The organism is Sphingobium sp. OAS761 (genome assembly GCF_024168485.1).
Classification (GTDB): Bacteria; Pseudomonadota; Alphaproteobacteria; order Sphingomonadales; family Sphingomonadaceae; genus Sphingobium.
The window spans coordinates 1-21,117 of the sequence record NZ_JALJVY010000021.1; the positions used below are offsets into that span (position 1 = coordinate 1).

General features: G+C 60.0%; 18 protein-coding genes and 2 pseudogenes. 12 read left to right on the plus strand and 8 right to left on the minus strand.

Annotated elements, in window-relative coordinates; all coding sequences use genetic code 11:
- Positions 1 to 168 (plus strand): transposase domain-containing protein (locus tag J3E64_RS19995; RefSeq protein ID WP_253345003.1); only part of this gene is annotated, 168 nt, incomplete at its 5' end.
- Positions 169 to 314: 146 nt separating this feature from the next.
- Here J3E64_RS19995 and J3E64_RS20000 read toward each other — a convergent pair.
- The 5 genes and pseudogenes from J3E64_RS20000 to J3E64_RS20020 form a co-directional block, all read right to left on the minus strand.
- Positions 315 to 975, minus strand: a pseudogene (locus J3E64_RS20000) (IS1595 family transposase).
- A gap of 74 nt (positions 976 to 1,049) precedes the next feature.
- Entirely contained in the window at positions 1,050 to 2,255 is a 1,206-nt protein-coding gene (locus tag J3E64_RS20005) for an acyl-CoA dehydrogenase family protein (protein WP_253344979.1), read from the minus strand.
- Between the two features lie 14 nt (positions 2,256 to 2,269).
- Positions 2,270 to 3,316 carry an acyl-CoA dehydrogenase family protein gene (locus J3E64_RS20010; protein ID WP_301287404.1) on the minus strand — a complete coding sequence of 349 codons (1,047 nt, stop codon included), beginning with the start codon at positions 3,314 to 3,316 and terminating at the stop codon, positions 2,270 to 2,272.
- Between the two features lie 85 nt (positions 3,317 to 3,401).
- Positions 3,402 to 4,637: an acyl-CoA dehydrogenase family protein gene (locus tag J3E64_RS20015; protein WP_253344981.1), complete on the minus strand. Its 1,236-nt coding sequence runs from the start codon at positions 4,635 to 4,637 to the stop codon at positions 3,402 to 3,404.
- Between the two features lie 240 nt (positions 4,638 to 4,877).
- Positions 4,878 to 6,122: an amidohydrolase family protein gene (locus tag J3E64_RS20020; RefSeq protein ID WP_253344982.1), complete on the minus strand. Its 1,245-nt coding sequence runs from the start codon at positions 6,120 to 6,122 to the stop codon at positions 4,878 to 4,880.
- A gap of 741 nt (positions 6,123 to 6,863) precedes the next feature.
- On the opposite strand from J3E64_RS20020, the gene J3E64_RS20025 reads away from it, so the two are divergent.
- From J3E64_RS20025 to J3E64_RS20060, 8 genes are all read left to right on the plus strand, one after another.
- The gene (locus tag J3E64_RS20025; protein ID WP_253344983.1) at positions 6,864 to 7,658 is read left to right on the plus strand and encodes an enoyl-CoA hydratase/isomerase family protein; all 795 of its coding nucleotides are present in this window, start codon (positions 6,864 to 6,866) and stop codon (positions 7,656 to 7,658) included.
- Between the two features lie 387 nt (positions 7,659 to 8,045).
- Positions 8,046 to 8,906 (plus strand): MaoC/PaaZ C-terminal domain-containing protein, encoded by an 861-nt coding sequence (locus tag J3E64_RS20030; protein ID WP_253344985.1) that lies wholly within the window; start codon positions 8,046 to 8,048, stop codon positions 8,904 to 8,906.
- Between the two features lie 34 nt (positions 8,907 to 8,940).
- Positions 8,941 to 9,318: a Zn-ribbon domain-containing OB-fold protein gene (locus J3E64_RS20035; protein WP_253344987.1), complete on the plus strand. Its 378-nt coding sequence runs from the start codon at positions 8,941 to 8,943 to the stop codon at positions 9,316 to 9,318.
- A complete protein-coding gene (locus J3E64_RS20040) occupies positions 9,315 to 10,472 on the plus strand; it encodes an acetyl-CoA acetyltransferase (RefSeq protein ID WP_253344989.1) in 1,158 nt (385 codons plus the stop codon). The genes J3E64_RS20035 and J3E64_RS20040 overlap by 4 nt, the downstream gene beginning before the upstream one ends.
- Before the next feature lie 204 nt (positions 10,473 to 10,676).
- Positions 10,677 to 11,474, plus strand: coding sequence for an enoyl-CoA hydratase/isomerase family protein (locus tag J3E64_RS20045; RefSeq protein WP_253344991.1), 798 nt, complete (start codon positions 10,677 to 10,679; stop codon positions 11,472 to 11,474).
- Positions 11,475 to 11,731: 257 nt separating this feature from the next.
- Positions 11,732 to 13,033: a phenylacetate--CoA ligase family protein gene (locus tag J3E64_RS20050; protein ID WP_253344993.1), complete on the plus strand. Its 1,302-nt coding sequence runs from the start codon at positions 11,732 to 11,734 to the stop codon at positions 13,031 to 13,033.
- 69 nt (positions 13,034 to 13,102) lie between these two features.
- Positions 13,103 to 13,417 carry an NIPSNAP family protein gene (locus J3E64_RS20055; protein ID WP_253344994.1) on the plus strand — a complete coding sequence of 105 codons (315 nt, stop codon included), beginning with the start codon at positions 13,103 to 13,105 and terminating at the stop codon, positions 13,415 to 13,417.
- A 17-nt stretch (positions 13,418 to 13,434) separates the two neighbouring features.
- Positions 13,435 to 14,328 (plus strand): crotonase/enoyl-CoA hydratase family protein, encoded by an 894-nt coding sequence (locus tag J3E64_RS20060; protein WP_253344995.1) that lies wholly within the window; start codon positions 13,435 to 13,437, stop codon positions 14,326 to 14,328.
- 387 nt (positions 14,329 to 14,715) lie between these two features.
- Here the strand turns inward: J3E64_RS20060 and J3E64_RS20065 are convergent, their stop codons facing one another.
- A complete protein-coding gene (locus tag J3E64_RS20065) occupies positions 14,716 to 15,723 on the minus strand; it encodes an amidohydrolase family protein (protein WP_253344996.1) in 1,008 nt (335 codons plus the stop codon).
- Positions 15,724 to 15,930: 207 nt separating this feature from the next.
- Complete coding sequence (locus J3E64_RS20070; RefSeq protein WP_253344997.1) at positions 15,931 to 16,719, minus strand: SDR family NAD(P)-dependent oxidoreductase; 789 nt, start codon at positions 16,717 to 16,719, stop codon at positions 15,931 to 15,933.
- 370 nt (positions 16,720 to 17,089) lie between these two features.
- Between J3E64_RS20070 and J3E64_RS20075 the strand changes: the two genes are divergently transcribed.
- Positions 17,090 to 17,944: an IclR family transcriptional regulator gene (locus tag J3E64_RS20075; RefSeq protein ID WP_253344998.1), complete on the plus strand. Its 855-nt coding sequence runs from the start codon at positions 17,090 to 17,092 to the stop codon at positions 17,942 to 17,944.
- Positions 17,945 to 17,969: 25 nt separating this feature from the next.
- On the opposite strand, the gene J3E64_RS20080 is transcribed toward J3E64_RS20075, so the two are convergent.
- Positions 17,970 to 19,154, minus strand: coding sequence for a CaiB/BaiF CoA-transferase family protein (locus J3E64_RS20080; RefSeq protein ID WP_253344999.1), 1,185 nt, complete (start codon positions 19,152 to 19,154; stop codon positions 17,970 to 17,972).
- 541 nt (positions 19,155 to 19,695) lie between these two features.
- On the opposite strand from J3E64_RS20080, the pseudogene J3E64_RS20085 reads away from it, so the two are divergent.
- Together J3E64_RS20085 and J3E64_RS20090 are read left to right on the plus strand one after the other, a co-directional pair.
- Positions 19,696 to 19,863, plus strand: a pseudogene (locus J3E64_RS20085) (IS5/IS1182 family transposase); the annotation flags it as partial.
- 218 nt (positions 19,864 to 20,081) lie between these two features.
- Positions 20,082 to 21,029, plus strand: coding sequence for an IS481 family transposase (locus J3E64_RS20090; protein ID WP_253345001.1), 948 nt, complete (start codon positions 20,082 to 20,084; stop codon positions 21,027 to 21,029).
- Positions 21,030 to 21,117 lie beyond the last annotated feature (88 nt).

A 21,117-nucleotide genomic window follows, 5' to 3' on the forward strand; every position in this document is an offset into this window, starting at 1 on the left:
GCCATCTACTCCGTCATCGAAACCGCGAAGCTCAATGGCATCGAACCGCAGGCCTACATCGCCGATGTCATCGAGAAGATCGCTGGCGACTGGCCTGCCTCTCGCTGGGATGAACTCATGCCATGGAACTGGCGATCAGACCAGCAGCCGATCGCTGAAGCTGCCTGATCTGCGGCCTTCAAGCCACGCTTACTTTCTGTCAACCAGCGTTATGTTTCGCGAACCAACGCAACTCTAATCATATCTGGCGAAAAATGCGGATTTCAGAAAAAGGGGTTCAAGTTTTGGGGCTGACATAGATAGGGTTATTTGGATTACTTGAACCACCATCTGATCAGGGTTTCCTGCATACGCCCGATGGGACGGTAATTGAAGCGCCATTCGCATTCCTTGATGAACAGGTGGAAGTGCTGCCGGGGGGATGCCGTTGTAGCTCCGCAAGTGACACTTGGCCTGGTTCCAGAAGTTCTCGATGCCGTTGATGTGGTTGCGGTTGTCGGCGAACAGTTTCGAGTGGTTGATCCGCATGTGGTGGAACTCCGAGACGTCGAGCACATCGTAGCTGCCGAAGGCGTCGGTATAGACGATGCTGTCGGGCCTGATCTTCTCGCGAATGATCGGAATAAGCGTGTCGGAACAGGCCTTTGCGATGATCGCGACGTGGACCTTACCCTGCCGTTTGAGCAAGCCGAACACCGGCACCTTTCCCGCCGCACCGCGCCCGCGCTTGCCTTTGCGGTGACCGCCAAAGTAGCTCTCGTCGACCTCGATCTCGCCCGCCAGCAGCTCAGGAGCTTCGGCCGCAAGAGCCGCGAAAATCACCTCGCGCAGCTTGTGGTAGAACAGGATCGCGGTGTTGCGGTTGACGCCCGAAACCTCGGCCGCAGCACGGGCCGTCACCCCGGCGCAGAAATACTTGATCAGTTCTTCCTGAACGCCCCGCCGAAGGCGGCTTCTGCGCCTCTCGCTAACCATATGACATACATAGCCTTTATCTGCTATCTATGTCAGCCCCCAAGTTTTTTGCACCCGCTCTGCCGCTGTCAGGTCTAATGCTGTTCCTGGAACACGGTACGCGCCATGATATCATGCTGGATTTCGGCGGTCCCTGCGAAAATGCTTTGCGACCGGTCGTTGAGATAACGCGGCACGGCTAAGCGCATCATGTCTCGCGCCGGCCCATCACCTGTTTCAGGGAGTGGGCGCTGCGTCTCCCATTTTCTCGCAGAATCTCCGATCAAGTCGACGGCTAGGCTAGAAATTGCTTGGCGAGCTTTGGCGGTGCGCAGCTTGATAAGGGACGAAGCGAACTGGCTCATCACTTCACCGGGCGCGAGTGGCAGAACTGACTGGATCTCCAGGCTTTCCAAAGCATCAAGGTCAAGCTCTATCATCGACAGACGCGTTCGCGCGTAGCTTGCTTCTTCCGAGGAAATCCGCTCCTCAAAGGATCTTGCCATCAAGGAAAGCTGCTTGAACCACGCCCTGAGACGGGTAGAGTAAAACGATCCAGCTCGCTCGTTCTTCAACAGAAAGAGCGCCTGAGCCCAACCCTCACCCGACACACCTATGATGTTCTCAGCCGGGATCACAACGTCATCGAAAAAGACCTGATTCAACTCATGATCGACCCCGATGGTCGCGATCGGCTGAACGGTTACGCCGCGCGCCTGCATATCCAGGATGACGAAGCTGAACTTCTTGCCGTCTTGCTGATCATGCTCGCTTCGAACAAGTGCAAACATCAAGTTTGCCAAGTGCCCGTGCGTAGTCCAGATCTTTGTTCCATTCAGAATGTAGCGGTCGCCGTCGAGACGCAGATGTGATTTAACTGCCCGCAAATCTGAGCCTGCGGAAGGCTCGGAGAACCCTTGGCACCAATAATCCTCACCAGAACGGATTCGGGGAAGATATTGTTCCTGTTGGCTGGGCGACCCGTATTCCATTAGCACAGGGGCGATCAGTCGGAGGCTTACGGTGTGCTGGAACGGTGCGTAGGCGGAGGCGCAGCTCCGCTCGAACAGATAGCGCTGGATCGGGCTCCATCCCGGACCGCCGAAAGCCACCGGCCAGGACGGCGCCCCCCAACCACGACGATCGAGGATCGCCTGCCACGCGCGCGACACGTGCGGTTCGGGATATACCCCGCTCGTCATCCGCTGCGCATCAGCAAGCTCGGCCGGCAGGTTCTGGGCGATGAAGTCGTTCACCTCAGACTCGAAGGCCAGTTCGGCCGCGGTCAAGCGAAAGTCCATTTCAAATTCCTCGATCAGTCAGCAAGCGCAGCGTGGCGCTTCAGATGGACGTGGTGTCCACCGGTCAGAGAGTTCGCCGCGATCACCCGCTTCAGACGATCGCCAATGCCGAGTTCTACCGTAAATCCCATAGCGCCGTGGAGTTGGATCGCATCTTCGACGACCCATCTCGCTGCGGCGTCGACCTTGGCCACCGCCCCGGAGGCCGCACGCTCAGCGTCAAAGTCAGCCAGCCCGTCCAGTGCGAGCGCAGCGCGTAACGTCAGAGCACGACACTCCTCGACTGCGACCGCCATGTCGACCACCCGGTGCCGCAACACCTGCCTCGTAGCGAGCGGCTGACCGAATTGAACCCGCGTTTTCAGATAATTACGCGTCCGATCGACCATGTCGTCCATGAGGCCGACGAGTTCGGCGCAGATGACTGTGTTGAAACGGTCGGCCGCCGTTTCCATCACGCCGGAAGCGTCCGGCGACACGCTCAGGAGCTCGGCCGGCACTCCTTCCAGTCGCGCGTTCCCTTCCGTACTTCCATCAATGCCCGCATATTGCGCCAAGACACCCTGGAGATCGTCCATCCTCACCAGGAATACCCCTACGGACCCTTGCGTTGCGGCCTGAACCACGACAAATCCAGCTTCAGGGAGTTCAGGGATCAATATATCGCCGGTCAGCAGGAATGAGCCGACGGCGCTCCGCTCGGCCCGTACTTCGCCAGCGGAACCGGCGTGCGGTTTCGCGAACGCGATACATAATCCCCCATCCGCCACCTGCGCCAATATCTGCCGTTGCTCTTTGTCGCCAAGCCGCTCAAGCACATATGTCGCGGCCACGGCATTGGTCGCGAAGGGTGCGATCACGCCGGCGCGCCCCATTTCCTCGGCAACGATGCAGGCTTCAAGCACGCCTTGGCCGGAACCGCCCAGGTCGACATCAAGCGCAAGGCCCAGCCAGCCCATTTCCGCGAACATTGGCCACGCCGGCTGCTTGGGATCGCGCCGCAATATTTGCACAGCCGAATCTCGCAGCAAAATCTGATCTTCAGTAAGCGAAACTTTCATCGATGCTGACCCGTTAATGACCCAAGTAGTTGCGCAACCTCAGTTGCATTCAAAGTATATCTCACCCGTAGTGAACCGATCGGAGCTACAGATCGGTATCCCCTTTCAGCATTTGCTGCGAGATGGTGCGATACAGGACTTCATTGGTGCCGTCAGCGACGTGTACGATACGCAACGCGTGCCAGGCATGATAAAGCCCAACTTCATTTGTGAAACCCATTGCGCCGAATGTCTGCATCGCTCGATCGACAGCTTTATACCCTATCTGGACCGAATACACTTTCGTCATCGAAAGTTCTTTGACAGCCGAATGCCCTTGATCCAGCAGCATCGCGACATTACGGCCCATGAGGTGGGCCGCATGCAACTCGGTTGCGCTTTCGGCCAGGGGAAAAGTCACGCCCTGATACTCGCTAATTGATTTACCGAAGGCCTTGCGCAGCCCCGCATAATCCAGGGCCTGTTCAATCGCCCAGCGCCCCGTTCCCACCGCACGCGCGGAATTGTAAAGTCGACCCAGCGACACACCATATAGTGCGGCGTCGAACCCGCGGTTAAGGTCGCCAAGGAGTTGCCAGGGCTCGACTCTGACGTTGTCAAACGCCAGTTCGGCTTCGTCCCCCCCAATGCTGCCGAGCATGCGAATGACGCGCTGAACGCAGAAGCCGGGCGAGTCGACCGGTACTATGAATGCGGAAATGCCCCCTCGCTTCTGGCGGGCAAGTTCCTGATCGGTTACAGCGAAAACGACGCAGTAGTCGGCGATCGGCGCATTCGTCGTCCATATCTTGCGGCCGCTCAGTAACCATCCGTCCCCGTCTCGGACCGCCTTCGTCGTGATGGCCGCCGCGTCCGAGCCCGCGCCAGGCTCTGAAAGCCCGAAACACATCGAACTTTTACCCGTCATCATAGGGGCGAGCACGCGCTCGCGTGCTTCGACCGTGGCTTTCTCGAAAAGACGACTTGGCCCGAACGCCCAATGATTCAATACATAAAGCATGAGCCAATTCATCGGACCGCATTGGCGATATAGCTGCTCCCATCCGACGAAATATGCCAGATTTCCAAGCCCGGCGCCGCCTAGCTCTTCTGGAACGCACATTGTGTAGAACCCAGCGTCGGCCGATGCGGTCCGAACCTCAGTGATCAACTTGAGGAGACGGTCGGAAAAGAGGCCATTCTCATCGTAAAGACGTCTTGGGTTTTCGAACAGGTCCCGATTAGCCTCATGGCGGGGAATGACTTCGGACTCGGCAAACGCTGCGAGGCCTTCGCGCACTGCTTCCAGATCGTCGGGCAGGTCAACCGCTATTGCAGGCACGAAATACTCCTCTCGACATTTTTATGTACGGTTGACGGCGTCATACCCGTCTCCATGTGAATCCGCAGGTTGACTGAGGCGACCTTGGATGACCCGCGGGTCATCCCCGCAATGAAGTCGGACATCGCCCCAACGGCGCGGACGGCAGTTCCCTCGCCACGAGGCAGGCCGAACCGACGCTCGGCCGAACGACCCGTAGCACCGGCTACGGGTCGCCCCTGTCGTCGCCGACGGTCGCCATTAGTTGCTCATCACGCTCAGAAATTCGCGCGTTTTTGCCTCAAATGCCGGCTGCAGGTTTGCTCGGGGGAAGAGCTTCACGGCGTTTCCACCAAGCACCTCGACCAATTCCTCAGGGGTAAGGTCCGGATTCTCCTCCTGTATCCTCTGGATCACCTTATTCGTGAAAGGGAAGGTGCCTTCAGAATGCGGATAGTCCGTCGCGAAGAGCAGGGCCCGGAGACCCACGCCGCTGCGCGCCGCTATTGACGAGCGGACATCGTTCTGCAGCGAGCAGTGAACCTGATCCCGGACAATCTGGCTCGGCATGCGCGACAGTTTCGGATCCACGCTGTTTGAGTGGCAGATGTACGCTTCATCCATGCGCTCGGCCAAGCTCCACAACCAGCCGGCGCTGTGCTCGGCGAACAAGATATGCGCCTTTGGATTGCGGTCGAGCACACCGCCGGCCACCAGCTGCGTGACGATGTCTACGCCGTCGTTCATCAGCCGGACGTAATTGTACAACGCGCCGCCGGGTCCCTTGAGCGGGCGGACATCGATTTCTCCGAAGCCGGTGTGGAACACCAGCGGGATCCCCATCTCACCCGCGAACGCGAAGATGGCATCCCAGCGGGGGTCGTTGTAGTTGTTGAGACCTTCGTAAACACAGAAGGCAGCGAAGCCTTTTTCGGCCGTACGCTTGCATTCGGCCAGAGCGTCATCGAAATCGTGTGAGGGGATGATCGCTGCGGGAATCAGCCGGTCGCGCATCGGCTCCGTGTAGTCCCAGACCCAATCGTTCCAAACTTCGCTCGCGACACGCTGCGCTTCGCGATCCTGGATTGCCGCGACGAGCAGACCCGACGAAGGAAAGAGGAGCTCCGCGTCGACCCCGTCGCGCTCCATATCTGCCGCGCGCAGCGACAGATCGCGCGCGCCTCGACGCTTGGTGTCGACAACGCTTTCGCCGCTCTGCAACTGGAATTCCGCGTCGGTCTTGCCGGTCTTGTGCGTTGGAAAGTCAGCAAGAAAGCGCATGACGACCCGGTCACCAATTTTCCAGAGCCTGCGAATCTTGCCGTTCCCGACGTCTTCTTCAACAAACACTGGCGCGTGATCCTGCAGATGCGGCGGCATTTTCACGCTGAACAGATCGTTGGGCTCCGCCACGTGGGCGTCGCAGCTGAATACAAACGGCCGTTGCTCGATACTCATTGTTAAATCCTCTTCATAAAGATTGCCGAGCGCCTGAATACGCCGCACATGCTCGTCCCAGCTGTCAGGCCAAATGACTCGAGGTTTTGACGCCTCTGTCCGCTATTCCTGCCCCCACTGCGGGCAACGCCAAGCCGGTGTTGTCGCCATGCGCTCACCACCAGCTGCCGCCGAACCTCCCCCTCGCTCCACAATTTCGACCATACGACCGGTAGAATAAATTGGCCAGTACAAAAAGGCAAGCCCCTCGACAGGGGGCGTAGCCGACACGAGCTAAGTCAGGTTTGTTCAGCCAATCCGGTGTCCGACGCCGCACCTGTCAACCGTTGCCGCCTTAAACCGCTCCGGGCGTCCGCCGGCGGTGCCGCTCAACCTGCCATGCTCTTCAGGGCTCGGAGATCGCCCCCCAAATCAATTCGTGCCCCACAGCCTTGGAGCGTTGCCTCTGGCTTAAACTCTCCTTTGGGCGTCGCGGAGACGCCTCACAAAGCGATCCCTGTGGTTAGCGGGATGAGTGACCTGTCGGGCTCGCCAGGACAAAATCGACCCTACGCTTGACGATTTATCGGTCGATTGTTAGTTTGAAATCTTAATCGTATACGACGCAATTCAGCCGCTTGTTCAGCGGACCGGCAGAAATGACGTCGCAGCATGGCGAAGCTCAAAGTTCAGGGACCTTCCCGTCCAACAAATCCGCGAATGCATTAATCACGGGCTGGCGTCGTGGAAGCACGGATAGGTCAGCACCGCCTTTCCCGAGGAGCGACTGGCTCCGCAACGAGGTTAACGATGATGGTCTCCGAGATCGAAGCCGTGATGCGTGAGACGCGCAACGACGTCGCCATCCTGACGCTAAACGACGTCGCCCGGCTCAATACCTTGTCCGACGAGATGCGCGCCGCACTGCTGGCGCAGGTCGAGGAGGCGATGGCAGATCAGGATATCCGCGTGATTGTAATAACCGGCGCCGGCGGGAACTTCAGCGCCGGCGGAGACATGCGCCAGATGATTGTCTCATCAACCCCGGATCCGACGCGCACCCGCCGCCGGCTCATGCCACTCCACCGTATGATCGAGTTGGTTGCGAGCGGCCCGAAGCCCGTGATCGCGGCAGTCGAGGGGGCGGCGTTCGGCGCCGGGCTGTCGCTCGCGGCCGTCTGCGACTTCGTGGTCGCCGGGGATGGCGCTCGCTTTGGCGCAGCGTTTGGCAAGATCGGCCTGGCGTCCGACTGCGGTCTGGTCTGGTCGCTGCCGCAGCGGGTCGGTCGCACGGTGGCGCGGGACCTCCTGTTCACCGGTCGCCCCGTATTGGCCGAAGAGGCCTACCGCATCGGGATCGTTGATCGACTCGTTCCAGCCGGGACCGCTCTTGCCACGGCTTTGGAGAAGGCTGTCGATTATAAGGCCGTCGCACCGCTCTCAATCGCCGCAATGAAGTTCGCGTTCGCGCAGGGGCCTAGTTCCTTGGGCGAGGTCCTCGCCCTGGAACAGCAACAACAGCCAATGTTGAGCATGACCGCCGACCATGCCGAGGGCGTTGCGGCATTTCGCGAGAAGCGTCCGGCCAGGTTTACGGGATTTTGAGCGCGCACCGAATGCCAAGGGCTGTGGAAACGATCTGGCCAACCGCCTATTCCGGCCTGATGGTGCAGGCAGCGCAATGGGTCAGGCCCACCGCAAACGCCGCTATCGGAGCGCTCGATCGCCTAGGCACCGACGGCTGGTGTAACGCCGAGCTTGCTGATCTTCCGCGTGTTGCCCTGCCGTCGGAGCGCGACTTGGCCCCGACTTGTTATCGCGCGTGAACGCGCTCGTGAAGCCATTGGAAGTGCACTGTACGCCCGCGTTGCCTGCCGCCTGAAACATCTGATCGACCGCGGATCCGCAGAAAAACCATATACCTAATTTCCGTGGCGGCTAGTTGCCGGCCCTTTGAGGCTGCCCTAATCGATCAACGCACGGGAGCAATGCATGGCCATCGACTACGAAAAATTGGTTGCCTGGAAATTTGCGGAGAGGACACACAGTTACTCATGGCGCGACACAGTGCTTTATGCGCTGGGACTTGGGCTGGGTTCTGATCCGGTGGATCCGGCCGAATTGCGCTTTGTCTACGAGCAAGGGCTGCAGGCGCTGCCGACGATGCCGGTCGTGCTGGGCTACCCTGGTTTTTGGATCAGCGAGCCAGATACGGGCATCGATTTCCGCAAGGTTGTCAATGGCGAGGTGTCGTTGACAATTCACACTCCTCTGCCGCCAGAAGGCACCTTGATCGCGCGCAATTCCGTCGATGAAATCATCGACAAGGGCGAAGGCCGGGGCGCTCTTCTGCGGGTGCGGCGAGATTTGATCGATCAGGCGACGGGCTTGCTTCAATCGACCCAGGTCACCACCATGTTCTGCCGTGCCGACGGCGGGTTCGGCGGTCCGAAAAGCGGCAGGCCCGAGCTCGACGTCGTCATTCCCGGCCGGCTGCCGGACATGTCGGCGAGCCGGTCGACCCTGCCGCAAGCGGCGCTGATCTATCGGCTTTCTGCGGATCTGAACCCGCTCCACGCCGATCCTGTGGTTGCTGAGGCTGCCGGCTTCCCCCGCCCTATCCTGCACGGTTTCGCAACATTTGGTATTGCGGGCTATGCGCTGCTCGCCGCTTTACGCGACGCCGACGCAGAGTCGCTACGGGAACTCAGCTGCCGCTTTTCGGCGCCGGTGTTCCCAGGTGAAACCTTGCGTACGGATATTTGGATCGAACCCACTGCAACGCTCTTCCGTTGCACAGCGGTTGAGCGTGACAAAGTCGTACTTGACCGTGGCCGGGCCGTCTTCAGATGAACATTTACCGCGCAGCCAACCAAGGAGAGCCGGTTTGACCCAGGCGACCCCAACGACAACTTATTTCCGAAACCTCGCTGAAGGCAAATTCTTGCTGCAGCGCTCGCAAAGCACTGGCGAATGGGTGTTCTACCCACGGATGTTAGCTCCGGGTAGCGGCGCAACCGATCTTGAATGGGTCGAGCCGAGCGGCCTCGGCACAGTTTACGCGACCACCGTAAAGCGGATGAAGCCGCCTGAACCCAATGTAAGCATTGCAATTGTCGAGCTGGATGAAGGTCCTCGCATGATGACCCACGTGCAATCAATTCCACCTGAGGAGGTAGTCATAGGCATGCGAGTGCGCGCAAGGATTGTCGACGCCCCAGATGCTGGAAAAATCCTCATTTTCGAACCGGATAGCGCAGAATGACGCGAGGATCACAGCTGCGCGGCAAGACCGCGTTTGTCGGCGCCGCCACCTTCGGATTGGGCGAGGCACCCGGCTACACATCGATTGAGATCGCCGCGGAAGCCGCCCGCCTCGCGATCGCTGATGCCGGGTTGAAGACGTCAGACATGGACGGTCTTTTCATCTGCATGCCCAACGATTATCTGGCGGGGCTGACGATCGCCGAGTATCTCGGCATTCGCCCCAAGATGACCAACAGCAGCCGCACCGGGGGATCGGCATTCCTGACCCACGCCGAATGGGCGATGTTGGCGCTCGACGCTGGACTGATCGACTATGCGCTGATCTGTTACGGGTCGAACCAGCGCACAGGGGCGGGTAAGCTGGTAGCGGCACAGGTGCCCTCGCCCGTCGAACTTCCATACCGTCCACACAATCCTGTCGCCTCCTATGCGTTGGCGGCGTCGCGGCACATGTATGAGTTCGGCACGACGTCTGAACAGCTCGCCTCCGTCGCGGTTGCCGCGCGGCAATGGGCAAATCTTAACCCCGACGCCTTTCGCCAGGGGCCGCTGTCAATCGAAGATGTGCTTGCGACGCGGATGGTTTCCGATCCGCTGCATGCCGGTGATTGCTGCCTCATAACCGATGGCGGCGCGGCCGTGGTGATGACGCGGGCAGACCGGGCGAAAGACCTGAGGCATACCCCGATCGCGCTGCTCGGCGCCGCCTCCGCGACCTGGCACATAGAAATCTCGCAGTTGGCCGATCTCACCGTATCCGCAGCGCAGGAGTCGGGCCTGCGAGCCTTCGCCCAGGCTGCGCTGAGTCCCTCCGACATCGATGTCGTCAACCTCTATGACGCCTTCACAATCAACACGATCATGTTCCTTGAGGATCTCGGCTTCTGCGGCAAAGGTGAAGGCGGGCCATTCGTTGCGAGCGGCGCGATTGCACCCGGCGGATCGCTTCCGGTCAACACCAACGGCGGCGGCCTGTCATTCTGCCACCCGGGAATGTACGGCTTGTTCACCTTGGTGGAATCCATCCAGCAGTTGCGCGGCCAAGCTGGCGATCGGCAAGTGGACGGAGCAAAACTGGCGCTCGCGCATGGCAACGGTGGCACCCTGTCCAGTCAGGCGACATGCATCCTCGGCGTTCCGGACACGGTATGAGGCGACGCAATGAAGGTCTTGCTTCCAGTCGCCAAGGTTGCGTTCGGTCGGGCGAACACGAAGGCACACTCGATCTCTTACGGCAGCATCCGAGCTTCTATGAAAAATGCGGTAAAATGGACGAACCGGTAATTTTAGAGATATCCGGAAGTAATAATCCCTGCCCAAAATATTGATGATATGACGAAAATGAAAGGATTTAGGATGGATTTCTCGACGTATCCGGAGCAATTCAAGTTCGACATCACGAACGGCGTGCTGACTGTCACTCTCAACAACCCGAACCAGCGCAACGCGATCATGACGATCATGGACGAGCATATGCCGCGGATCTTCTTTGAAGCGGATCGCGATCCTCGCGTCGAAATCATCGTGCTCACCGGCGAAGGGAGCGCGTTCTGCGCCGGCGGGGATATCGACGGCATGAAAAAGGACGGTGCCAAGGTCGAGACCTTCCTGGCCGGCTATCGCAATGGCAAGCGTTTCATGCAGCTGATGCAAGATACCGAAAAGCCGATCATCGCCAAGGTCAACGGCGATGCCATCGGGTTGGGCTGCACGATCGCGCTGTGCGCCGACATTGTGGTTGCAAGCGAGACCGCGCGCTTCGCCGATCCACACGTCAAAGTCGGGCTGACCGCAGGTGACGGCGGGGCGGTGTTCTGGCCGCATACGGTTGGCTCTGCTGTGGCCAAGTATTACCTCCTCACCGGAGATCTCATGTCCGCACGCGAGGCCAAGGACATGGGCCTCATCGCCAAGGTTGTCGCACCCGAGGAACTGGACGCGGAAGTCGCCCGAGTAGTCGACAAGCTGCTTAACGGTGCCAGGGGCGCTATCAGCTTTACCAAATCGCTTCTCAATATTCCGCTTCGGCAGTCGCTGGCAAGCATGGTCGATGCCGGCTTCGCGTTGGAAACTGTCTCCAGCCAGCTGCCTGCTCATCGCGAAGCGGCTCAGGCATTTGTGGAAAAGCGCAAGCCAGTATTCCGGAAGGTGTGAGGTGTCGGCCGCCAAGCGTAACCATGCTAAGGTCGCATTGGTTTCGATGGCGGCCCACGGCATCCGTCGGGGTCGCGCTACGTAACGGCAGGCACCGAGTGGACTTACGCGGCCCGACCTCGCGCATGGCGCCGGGAGCATCGACTATAGACAGCTAGACCAGCTGTGTGGCGGAAGAAGGCAAGCTGGGGGCAATACCCGCGCCTCATGATAGCTAGCCGACGTCAATTCAGATCCAGATGAAGGACACAAATAAAATGGTGGAGCAACGTCCGTACTTCGATCCGGAAATCGAGACCATGCCGCGTGCCGAGATCGAGGCGCGTCAGCTCGTCGCTTTGAAACGCATTATCGAGAACGCCTATGCCAACGCGGGGCTGGTGCGCAAGAAGTGGAACGAAGCGGGGGTCAAGCCCTCGGACATCAATTCGCTGAGCGATTTCTCGCGGCTCGCGCCCTTCATCACCAAAGACGATATACGTGCTTTTCGCGCTGAGACCGGCGACCCATTCGGCGGAATCCTTTGCACGCCAATGTCCGAATTGCGTTCGATCACCGGAAGCTCGGGAACGACCGGCGATCCCACGCTGCTGGCCCGGCGCGATCTTCACGCACCTCTGACCGATTCTCGCTTCGACCGCGCCTTCTGGGATCTCGGCGTCCGTCCGGGCGACATCGCCGTCACCATCATTCCCACCATCCGGGGCTCAGCGATCGGGCCGTTGCTTCACTTCGGGCTAACCCCGCTGTGCGTAGACCACTCGCCCGCCGAAATCGGCAGGCTGGTCGAGCTTAGCCGTATCCATCGTCCGACGGTGCTCATCTCACTGTCGACACCGCTGTTGATGGGGCTCGAACAGTTCGAGATCGACACTGGCATCGACATGGCCGAAGTGTTCTCCAGCTACAAAGCGATGGTCTGGGGCGGCGAGCCCTTGGGCCCGCGAGGCCGCGGCCTGACCGAGCGCTGGAAGATGAACATCATCGAGATCGTGTCGCTCGGTGATGCGACAATCACGCTGGAGGCGGCAAATCATACCGGAGCCTATGCTTGGGAAGACGAGGTCTTCGTCGAGCACATCGATCCGGAAACCGGCGAGCCGGCACCAGACGGCACCTTGGGCGAACTCGTGGCTACGCCGCTGCATAATATGGTCGACCCTCTGATCCGTTTCCGCAGCGAGGATCTCGTTTGGCTGACACGCGAACGCTGTCCGTCGGGACGGACTCATGCCCGCTTCCGGGTAAAAGGACGGACGGGCGATCAGGTCGTGGTCGCCGGAAAGCAGCTCCTGCCAGTCAACATCTGGCCCACCATTGAATCGCAGCCGGAGTCGAAGGCCGGCCTGTTTCAGATCGTCCGTCCGAAAGTGGCGGAGGATTTCCTTCGCCTGCGTGTAGGCTACGCCGGTGACGCCGACCTGCCTTCGCTCGAAGGGCGACTGAAAGGCGAGATCCAGCGGCAGCTCGGTGTCGATTCCCGCCTGGAGCTCGTTCCGAATGACGAGCTCCTCAAACAGGGTCCGCCGCACAAGATACCGCGCATCGTCAAACTGTAGGGCGCTTCAGGAACCAGCGAATCGGACTTGAGAAGTTCGTGCAGCGCCTGTCTTCAAGAGGATGTGACCATGATCGTCGAAGAGAGAAACTATTCGTTCGCCCTTGGCGACGTCGCCCGGTTCGTCGAGCTTTACGAAAGGGAAGGTGTGCACATCGCCAAACGACATCTGGGCAACCTGATCGGCTATTTCCGAACCGAAGTCGGTCCCGACCTCAACGAATTCGTTCACCTCTGGGGCTTCGTCGATTTCGAGGATCGCGCTGCCCGCCGCAAAGCCTTTTGGGCGGACCCCGAATGGCTTGACTTCGCGACCAGATGCCCACTCCCGGTTCGCCAGCGCAACCGGTTGCTCACGCCGACCGCCTGGTCTCCCATCCGCTGAATCCGAGGACTTGTAACATGGCAAAATGGCTGAAAACAACGGATACAATTACGTTCGAGGTGCGGGACAGGATTGCGAGGATCACCCTCAATCGCCCCGAAAAGCGGAATGCGCTTAGCTGGCGCATGCTTCAGGAATTGCGCGACGCCCTCCTGGAGGCAGATGACCTCACGAGCGTGCATTGCGTGATACTCGGCGGCAACGGACGGGACTTCTGCTCGGGATGGGACCTCACTGGCGGCGAGGTCAGCCCCGTCAAGGAACAGCAGGCCTCGCAGAGCGCCCCGTCCGAGTATCGTAGCCAGACGGCAACGATCGATGACGACATCTGGCACATGGACCGGATGAACGAGCTGCGCATGGTCATGTTCGACATGCACAAGCCGGTGATCGCCAAGATCCAAGGTGCCTGCCTGGCGAATGGCACTGACATCGCGCTCCTGTCGGACCTGGTAATCGTCGCGAGTGACTCGCGCATTGGCTATCCGCCCGTCCGCGCACAGGGATCACCACCTTCCCACATGTGGCTCTACAACATGGGGCCGCAGTGGGCGAAACGCATGCTGCTCACGGGCGATTTGCTGCGCGGCAAGGACGCCGCGCGGTTGGGCCTTGCCCTGGAGTCCGTTCCAGCGGCCAAGCTCGACGCCCATGTTGAGGCGCTGGCCAAGCGGATTGCGGCTATTGCGCCGGACTTGCTCGCCTGCCAAAAGCGCGTCGTAAACCTGGGGCTGGAACTGATGGGCGCCAAGACGCTTCAGCGCCTTGCCGGCGAGGGCGATGCGCGCGGGCATCTGTCCGCCGGACGTATGCAGTTCCGGCAGTCGATCGAGGAGGTTGGGCTCAAGGAGGCCGTACGCCTTCGCGATGCGCCGTTCGGCGACGGCATGGTCAATTACAGCTGGGAGTGACAAACTGGGCCCGGCAGGTGCAATAATAGTTCATGCGCTAGCCGGGTCCCAATCCGACCCCGGCCGTCGCCCTGACTGAGGGTGATCACATCGTCTCTTAGCGCGGCGAGCAATTCCGGCGCCAAGTGTCCTCGCCAGTCTCGAGTGAGCAATTGGTCCCGGGTGTGACTTCGCTTCCAGCAAGATCGACCCGGACTACCCGAACGCCGTCCACCCACATTTGCCGCACAGCAGCTGCCCGATACGCCCGACAGCGCTCCCCAGTCTAAAACAGGCAACCTAATTCTCGCTTGTCTTTCCGGCTTCGGTGTGACGAGCCGGAAGGACAAGCGAGGCCGTTCTCACCAACTCGTGGCGGCGGCCTCGCTGTCTTCCATGAGGCTACCGTCAGATGCCCCAAAGTGCAGCGGCGTTACCGCCAACGATCTTCTTGAAATTCTCCTCACCCGCCTTGTCGTAGATTTCCTTGGCGACCCTCATTGACTCGCCGAACACGCCCTCGGGATGCGGATAGTCGATCGACCACATCATCTTGTCCGCACCAATCCAGTCGATGAGGTCAAGCGCGACCGGATCGTCCATAAACGTCGTCCAGCAGTTGCGGTGCCAATAATAGCTCGGTTTGTGCTCGAGCTTGGGCTTGAGCACCTGGGCGTAGTCGCGATAGATCTTGTCGGCAGTCGCGATCGTGGGTGCAACCCAGCTCGCACCGCCTTCGGTGAAGACGATCTTGAGATCGGGGAACCGATCGAACAAACCCGAAAACACCAGTTGGGGAAACAGCGCGTTGAACGGCTGCATGTTGCGCGCCATGTTGATCCCCAGCGCGCCTGTGCCAGTAGCGTCGATGTGCACGCCGACGTGCATCGAAAGCGGAAGCCCCGCCTCTGCGATCGCCTCCCACATCGGCAGCGTTTCCTTGCCGTTGTAGCGCACGCCGCGCGGAAACGAAGGAATCTCCACGGCCTTGAAACCCAGATCCAGGATCTTCTGCATATAGTCCCGGGTCATCTCGGGCTTGTAGAATGTTGGCAGGTAAGCAACCGGGAAGAGACGGTTGGGCGCCGCCTTAGCCCAATCAGCCAGCCACTCGTTGAACACATCCATGCATTTGAACCAGAGATCCTTGTCCTGCATCCGGATCAACGCGGCCGAATGTTGGTGAAAGATAATCGAAGACTCGATGCCTTCGGAATCCATGTCGGCCAAGCGCTTCTCGACATCCCAAAACCCCGGCCGCCCCTCGGGATGATTGTCCGGTTCAAAACCAGGCGTGTCGTAGGAAACACCGTCGACTTCCAGATGAAGAAGGTTGAACTCGTCTCGCCAGTGTCGCGGCGCCCGCGCCTTGTCCTCACCCGTCAGCCGATCCTCCCAAAGGCCCGGCGGCTCCATCTGGTGGTCGTCCGACGAAATGAAACGCGTACCCGCAGGAGGCGTCCAGTCACTCTTTGGCACCGTCCGGTGCAACGGGAAGGGAAGCACAGCCAATTCGTTCATCTATCTTGTCCTCGTGTTGGGATTTTACGCCTTGTTCGACAGTCGTTGAATCATCGCGGCAACAAAGATCCGTGCTTTCTCGGGGCCATCGGTCGCGCCTGCTCAGGCCGCCATCTGCATGCCACCATTGGCGGATATGCGCTGCCCCGTAATGAACGAAGCGGCATCGGAGAGCAAAAAGCAGACCGGCCTTGCGGCCTCTTCCGCCGAACTCCAGCGTCCAAGCGGAATGCGCGCGCGATAGCTGTCAGCAAACCTCTCACTGCGCACGATCTCGGTCATTTCAGTCTCCACGACGCCGAAGGCGACGCAGTTTGCGCGTATGTTGTATTTTGCCAGTTCGCGCGCTGTTGCCATGGTCATCCCGATGACGCCAGCCTTCGCTGTACAATAATTGACTTGGCCGATCGTTCCCTGCACGCCTGCATCCGAGGACACGTTGACAATTGCGCCCGGATTGGAATCGCCAGCCTTCGCCCGCTCGATCATATGTCTTCCGACCGCTTGAGAGCACAGGAAGGCACCGGTGAGATGAACGTCGATCACCTGGTTCCACTGCTCCAAATTCATCTTTTCCATCATCGCCAGACGGGTAATTCCAGCGTTGTTCACGAGGCCGTGCACCGCGCCGAAAGTTTCGACGGCGCGATCGACCATAGCCTGCACCGCCAACGGGTCCGCAACGTCCGCGACGACCCCAAGGAAGCGCCCTTGGGGATATTGCGCCTGACCAGATTCGAGGGTTTCGGGATTCATGTCCGCAATTACCGCATTACCGCCCAGCGCAATGACCAGATCAGCGACCGCCCGCCCGATTCCCCGGCCCGCACCTGTTACGATGACCGTCCGACCGGCCAATGACATCGGATTGGCAGTCATGTTGTTGTTCATCTTCGTATATCCTCACTTTTCAAACCCCGAGCTGACGCGGAGGACATCCAAATTTCCGCCAGATCAGTTCTTGGCGAAATCGATGGCAAGTCTCCGCTCGTTGTACTCGGCGAACAGCGGCACGTTCGGCGATCGGCACGCTAAGGCGCGCCGTCGGCACATCCGCTCCTTATGATTGAAATTATCGGAACGCAGTGGCCGAGACTACACGAGAGTGTCGCTGACGATCCGAAATCAGCCCTGTGATAGTCATCATCCGTGGAGCGCGCGCAATGAGTCAAGCCAGAGCGGTCCGCTATTTTATCTCCACCCGCCCTGCCATCGGAATTTGTCGACGTCGCGAAGGTCCTGGCGACGGACCCTACGTGGCGTGAGCGCGGAACGCGCAGCTTGCCGTGACCTGGAAGCCGAAAAGGTCTACGTATCCCCGATGCTCAACGATCGACGCCCGAACTCCCCGCAATCTGTCACGCGCGTGATCCTGATCTTGGAAGCGCTGTGCACCAGCCCGACACCCCTGAGCCTCGCCGAGTTGAGCCGGGTTCTCGGCACCCCGAAAAGCAGTCTGGCCGCCCTGCTCCGCGGGCTTGCTGAGGACGATTTCGTCATCTCCGTGGAGGGCGGCTACCGGCTCGGCCCCGGGGCGTTCGGTCTGGGCAGCGCCCTGACAGAGGCCCGGCGCCGGCTGCAGTCGTCGGACCTCATTCGCGAAAGCATGCGCAGGCTGGCGGGCCGGTCGCATGAGACGGTCCTCTTGGGCGTTCGCGACAGGGGGGCGGACATGATGACCTATGTAGACGTTGTCGAAAGCCTCAATGCGGTCCGCTTTGCTGTCGCAATCGGCGACCGCCGGCCGCTGTATTGCACTGCTGGAGGCCGCGCACTGCTAGCGGCCGCCCCGGAGGCGGATCTGGAACTATATCTCCGCCGCCTGAAACCGGGGCAATACAGCTCCCAGACCGAGACCGACAAGCGCCGGCTCGCCGAAGCGATAGCGCAGGCGCGCGACGCCGGGGTAGCGCAGACCGTCGACCAGGCCAGCGATGGCGTGACGGGCACGGCGTCGGTGATCTTCGATGCCGCCGGGTCCGTCATCGGCGCGCTGATCGTCGCTGCCCCCAGCTCACGGCTACACGATGGTCGTGCGGAGCTGGCACGCATGGTGCGGGAAGAGGCGGCAGCAATTTCCCGCAGCCTCGGCTACCGCGCGCCGACCGGACGCTGAGACTCCTTGCCCTGCTTTTGCTAAATTAGTCCGCCGCGTCGGGCGCAGCCGCGGCTGCGGCGAGCCCCAGCTCTTCGAGCACCTCGCGCGTGTGCGCGCCGAGCTCCGGCGCGGGGCCGGCCACCTTACCGGGTGTCCGCGAGAACCAGGTGGGCACGCCCGGGAAGCGGACCTTGCCGTTCGGCGTCTCCACCGTATCGAAGAAGCCGGTCGCGTTCAGGTGGGGATTGTCAAACAGTTCGTCGGTCGTCCGCAACGGCGCAGCGGGGATGCCCAAGCGGTTCAGCAGCTCCAACCACTCGGCCGTCGTGCACTCCTGGAACGTCTTGGCCAGAAGGCCATAGACGTGGTCGATCTGTTTCGACCGTTCGGCCAGCGTTGCCAGTTCCGGCCCGGCCCACGACGGCTTCACCGCATCCACGAACAGCGCCCAATGCTTGTCATTGTAGACCAGGGCCGCAATGTAGCCGTCCTTGGTGCGGTAGGGCTTGCGGTTGCGCGCCACGACGCGGGGGTATCTGGCCGGGCCAAGGGGGGGCTCGAACAGGGCGCCGTTACCGTGCTCGAGCAACATGAAGGCGGCAAGCGTCTCGAACATTGCCACCTCCACCTCCTGGCCCTCGCCGGTGCGGGCGCGGTGAAAGAGGGCGAGCAGGGTAGCGTAGAACGCGGTGAGGCCGGCGACCTTGTCGGCCACGGCCGTGCCGACGAAACTCGCCTCGCCGGTCAGCATCTGTTGGACCGCGACCATGCCGCACTCCGCCTGGATGGTGTCATCGTAGGCCGGCAGATCTCGATTCGGTCCACGCCGGCCATAGCCGTAGCAGTTGGCGTAGACGATCGAAGGGTTGATGCGGGCGACGTCCGAGTAGGCGAAGCCGAGCTTGCCGATCGCCTTAGCGCGCATCGAGTGGATGAAGACATCAGCGGTTGCAACGAGGGCCTGTAGTGCGGCCTTGCCCGCGTCCGTCCGCAGGTCGAGAACGACGCTGCGCTTGCCACGGTTGACGTTGACGAACACGCCGGACATCCCCGGCGCCGGCCCGACCGAGACAAAGCGGGTATTGTCGCCGGCCGGAGGCTCGATCTTGATCACGTCCGCACCCATGTCCGCCATGATCTGGGTTGCGTATGGGCCCATCACCATCGCGGTTAGATCGACCACCCGGATCCCGGCCATCGGGCCTGCGCTATTTGCCGGCTTACCCATCAACTCCTCCCTCTGCTCAGCCATCGGCTAGCCGATCCTTTCGCGCTCCGCTATACCTATTTCGGTCCATTGGGCGAATATCAGAACGCTTTGTGTCTTTGGGGGCGCCGTGGTAGCGCGGTTGTCAGGTCGCACATGATCAAGCCGACGGCCCGAGGACAAACGAGGCCGCGCCGCGGGCAGACCTGGCGCGTGAGAATGAATGCCGCACCTTGAGAGCCGTGTGCTGCGGGAAGAGAGCGAAGCGCTAAAAGGGTAATTCAGTTCATCACAAACCGCCGGCCGTGTTCGGTTGCCTGAACGATTGGCGGAAGTTCGCCGACCGACGTCCGCCGGACTTCTCCGCCGCTATAGCGTTCACGGCCATTGCCCTCTTCAAGCTCCGATCAACGTGTCGTGACGCCAGGTCACATACCCATAAACAGGATTTCCCGGCGGTGTGAGTTCTGATTCAGTGTTTTCCGGACGGGAGACGCTGATGGCACGCTTTGATTTCGCCGACATTCCGCCCATGCCCCAGCGTGTCCGGCGATCCGCGTTCAGCCCGTTCCTCTACCGATATCGCAACTTGATCGAACGCTTCTTCAACAAACTCAAGCATTTCAGGGCAGTGGCAACCCGATATGACAAGCGTGAAGACAATGTCCTCGCATCCGTCCAACTCGCCTCAATCAGGATCTGGTTGCGGCATAATGAGTCGGTGACCTAGTGACCCGAATCTGAAGTTCGCTACATTGATCCGATAGGGCTGAGCGAACTTCAGATTCAAAGGGTCACTAGCAAATATTTGATTCTAGTGTGGTTTATGGATTTGAAATACGCTCCGCGCTTGCCAGCAATATGTGGCGTATTTCAAATCCACCACACTAGGTGTTTAGTCCCAGCATGTGATGGTGTAGATTTGTCATCATCACAGCGGAGGGAGCTATGGGCCAGGTTCTCCATGGCAGCGCCAAGACCACGCACGCCATTCGAGGCGAGCTACAGCGATCGCAAGCTTCGGTCGCGAACCTCGCGAAGCGATACGGGATCAACGAGAAAACCGTCTTGAAGTGGCGTAAGCGGCAAACGGTCGAAGACCTACCGATGGGACCAAGGGAGCGCCGCAGCACCGTCCTCTCGCCCATGGAAGAAGCTGCCATTGTAGCTCTGCGCGTACAGGCGCGGCTTCCGTTGGACGATGTCTACATCGCGTTGAAGGATGTGATCCCGCATCTGACGCGGTCATCGCTGCACCGCTGTCTGCAACGGCACGGGATCAGCCGCCTGCCCAAAGCGGATCGCGAAAAGCCCAAGAAGTTCAAAGCTTACGAGATCGGCTATTTCCATATAGATATCGCTGAACTGCGCCATGAAGGCGGCAAGGCTTATCTCTATATCGCTGTCGATCGCACATCAAAGCTGGTCTTCGCCCGCATTTATCGCAGGGCTACCAAGATGGTAGCTGCCGGCTTCCTCAAATCGCTGATCCGTACAATACCCTATAAAATCCACACCGTGCTGACCGACAATGGCGTTCAGTTCGCTCAGTTCGAGCGTGGCACGGGCCTGGTCTTCCCGCACATCTTCGGTCGTGTCGCGCAGGAAAATGGCATCGAGCATCGGCTGACCAAGCCCTACCACCCCTGGACCAACGGTCAGGCCGAACGCATGGTGCGGACCATCAAGGAAGCGACCGTTAAATCCTTCCATTATACATCCATCGTCGAGTTGCGGCGGCACGTCCGCGACTGGCTGATAGCCTACAACTTCGCCAAGCAACTCAAGGCGCTCAGGTTCAAAACCCCATACGAGGCCATCGACGAACTCTGGAAATCAAAGCCACACATCTTTATCGTCAAGCCACACCATCACATGCTGGGACTAAACACCTAGGCTCAGGACTCATTGATCGAGCCAGAAGATGACGGTTGCGGCGATGCAGATAGCGGACATGAAGGTGTGCGCGCAGCGATCGTAGCGG

Bases quoted from the DNA above. Each gene is read 5' to 3' on its own strand.
- J3E64_RS20005 (WP_253344979.1), bottom strand. From the start codon at position 2,255: ATGGACTTTCGCTTGACCGCGGCCGAACTGGCCTTCGAGTCTGAGGTG.
- J3E64_RS20010 (WP_301287404.1), bottom strand. From the start codon at position 3,316: ATGAAAGTTTCGCTTACTGAAGATCAGATTTTGCTGCGAGATTCGGCT.
- J3E64_RS20025 (WP_253344983.1), top strand. From the start codon at position 6,864: ATGATGGTCTCCGAGATCGAAGCCGTGATGCGTGAGACGCGCAACGAC.
- J3E64_RS20030 (WP_253344985.1), top strand. From the start codon at position 8,046: ATGGCCATCGACTACGAAAAATTGGTTGCCTGGAAATTTGCGGAGAGG.
- J3E64_RS20040 (WP_253344989.1), top strand. From the start codon at position 9,315: ATGACGCGAGGATCACAGCTGCGCGGCAAGACCGCGTTTGTCGGCGCC.
- J3E64_RS20045 (WP_253344991.1), top strand. From the start codon at position 10,677: ATGGATTTCTCGACGTATCCGGAGCAATTCAAGTTCGACATCACGAAC.
- J3E64_RS20050 (WP_253344993.1), top strand. From the start codon at position 11,732: ATGGTGGAGCAACGTCCGTACTTCGATCCGGAAATCGAGACCATGCCG.
- J3E64_RS20055 (WP_253344994.1), top strand. From the start codon at position 13,103: ATGATCGTCGAAGAGAGAAACTATTCGTTCGCCCTTGGCGACGTCGCC.
- J3E64_RS20060 (WP_253344995.1), top strand. From the start codon at position 13,435: ATGGCAAAATGGCTGAAAACAACGGATACAATTACGTTCGAGGTGCGG.
- J3E64_RS20065 (WP_253344996.1), bottom strand. From the start codon at position 15,723: ATGGAGCCGCCGGGCCTTTGGGAGGATCGGCTGACGGGTGAGGACAAG.
- J3E64_RS20070 (WP_253344997.1), bottom strand. From the start codon at position 16,719: ATGAACAACAACATGACTGCCAATCCGATGTCATTGGCCGGTCGGACG.
- J3E64_RS20080 (WP_253344999.1), bottom strand. From the start codon at position 19,154: ATGGGTAAGCCGGCAAATAGCGCAGGCCCGATGGCCGGGATCCGGGTG.
- J3E64_RS20090 (WP_253345001.1), top strand. From the start codon at position 20,082: ATGGGCCAGGTTCTCCATGGCAGCGCCAAGACCACGCACGCCATTCGA.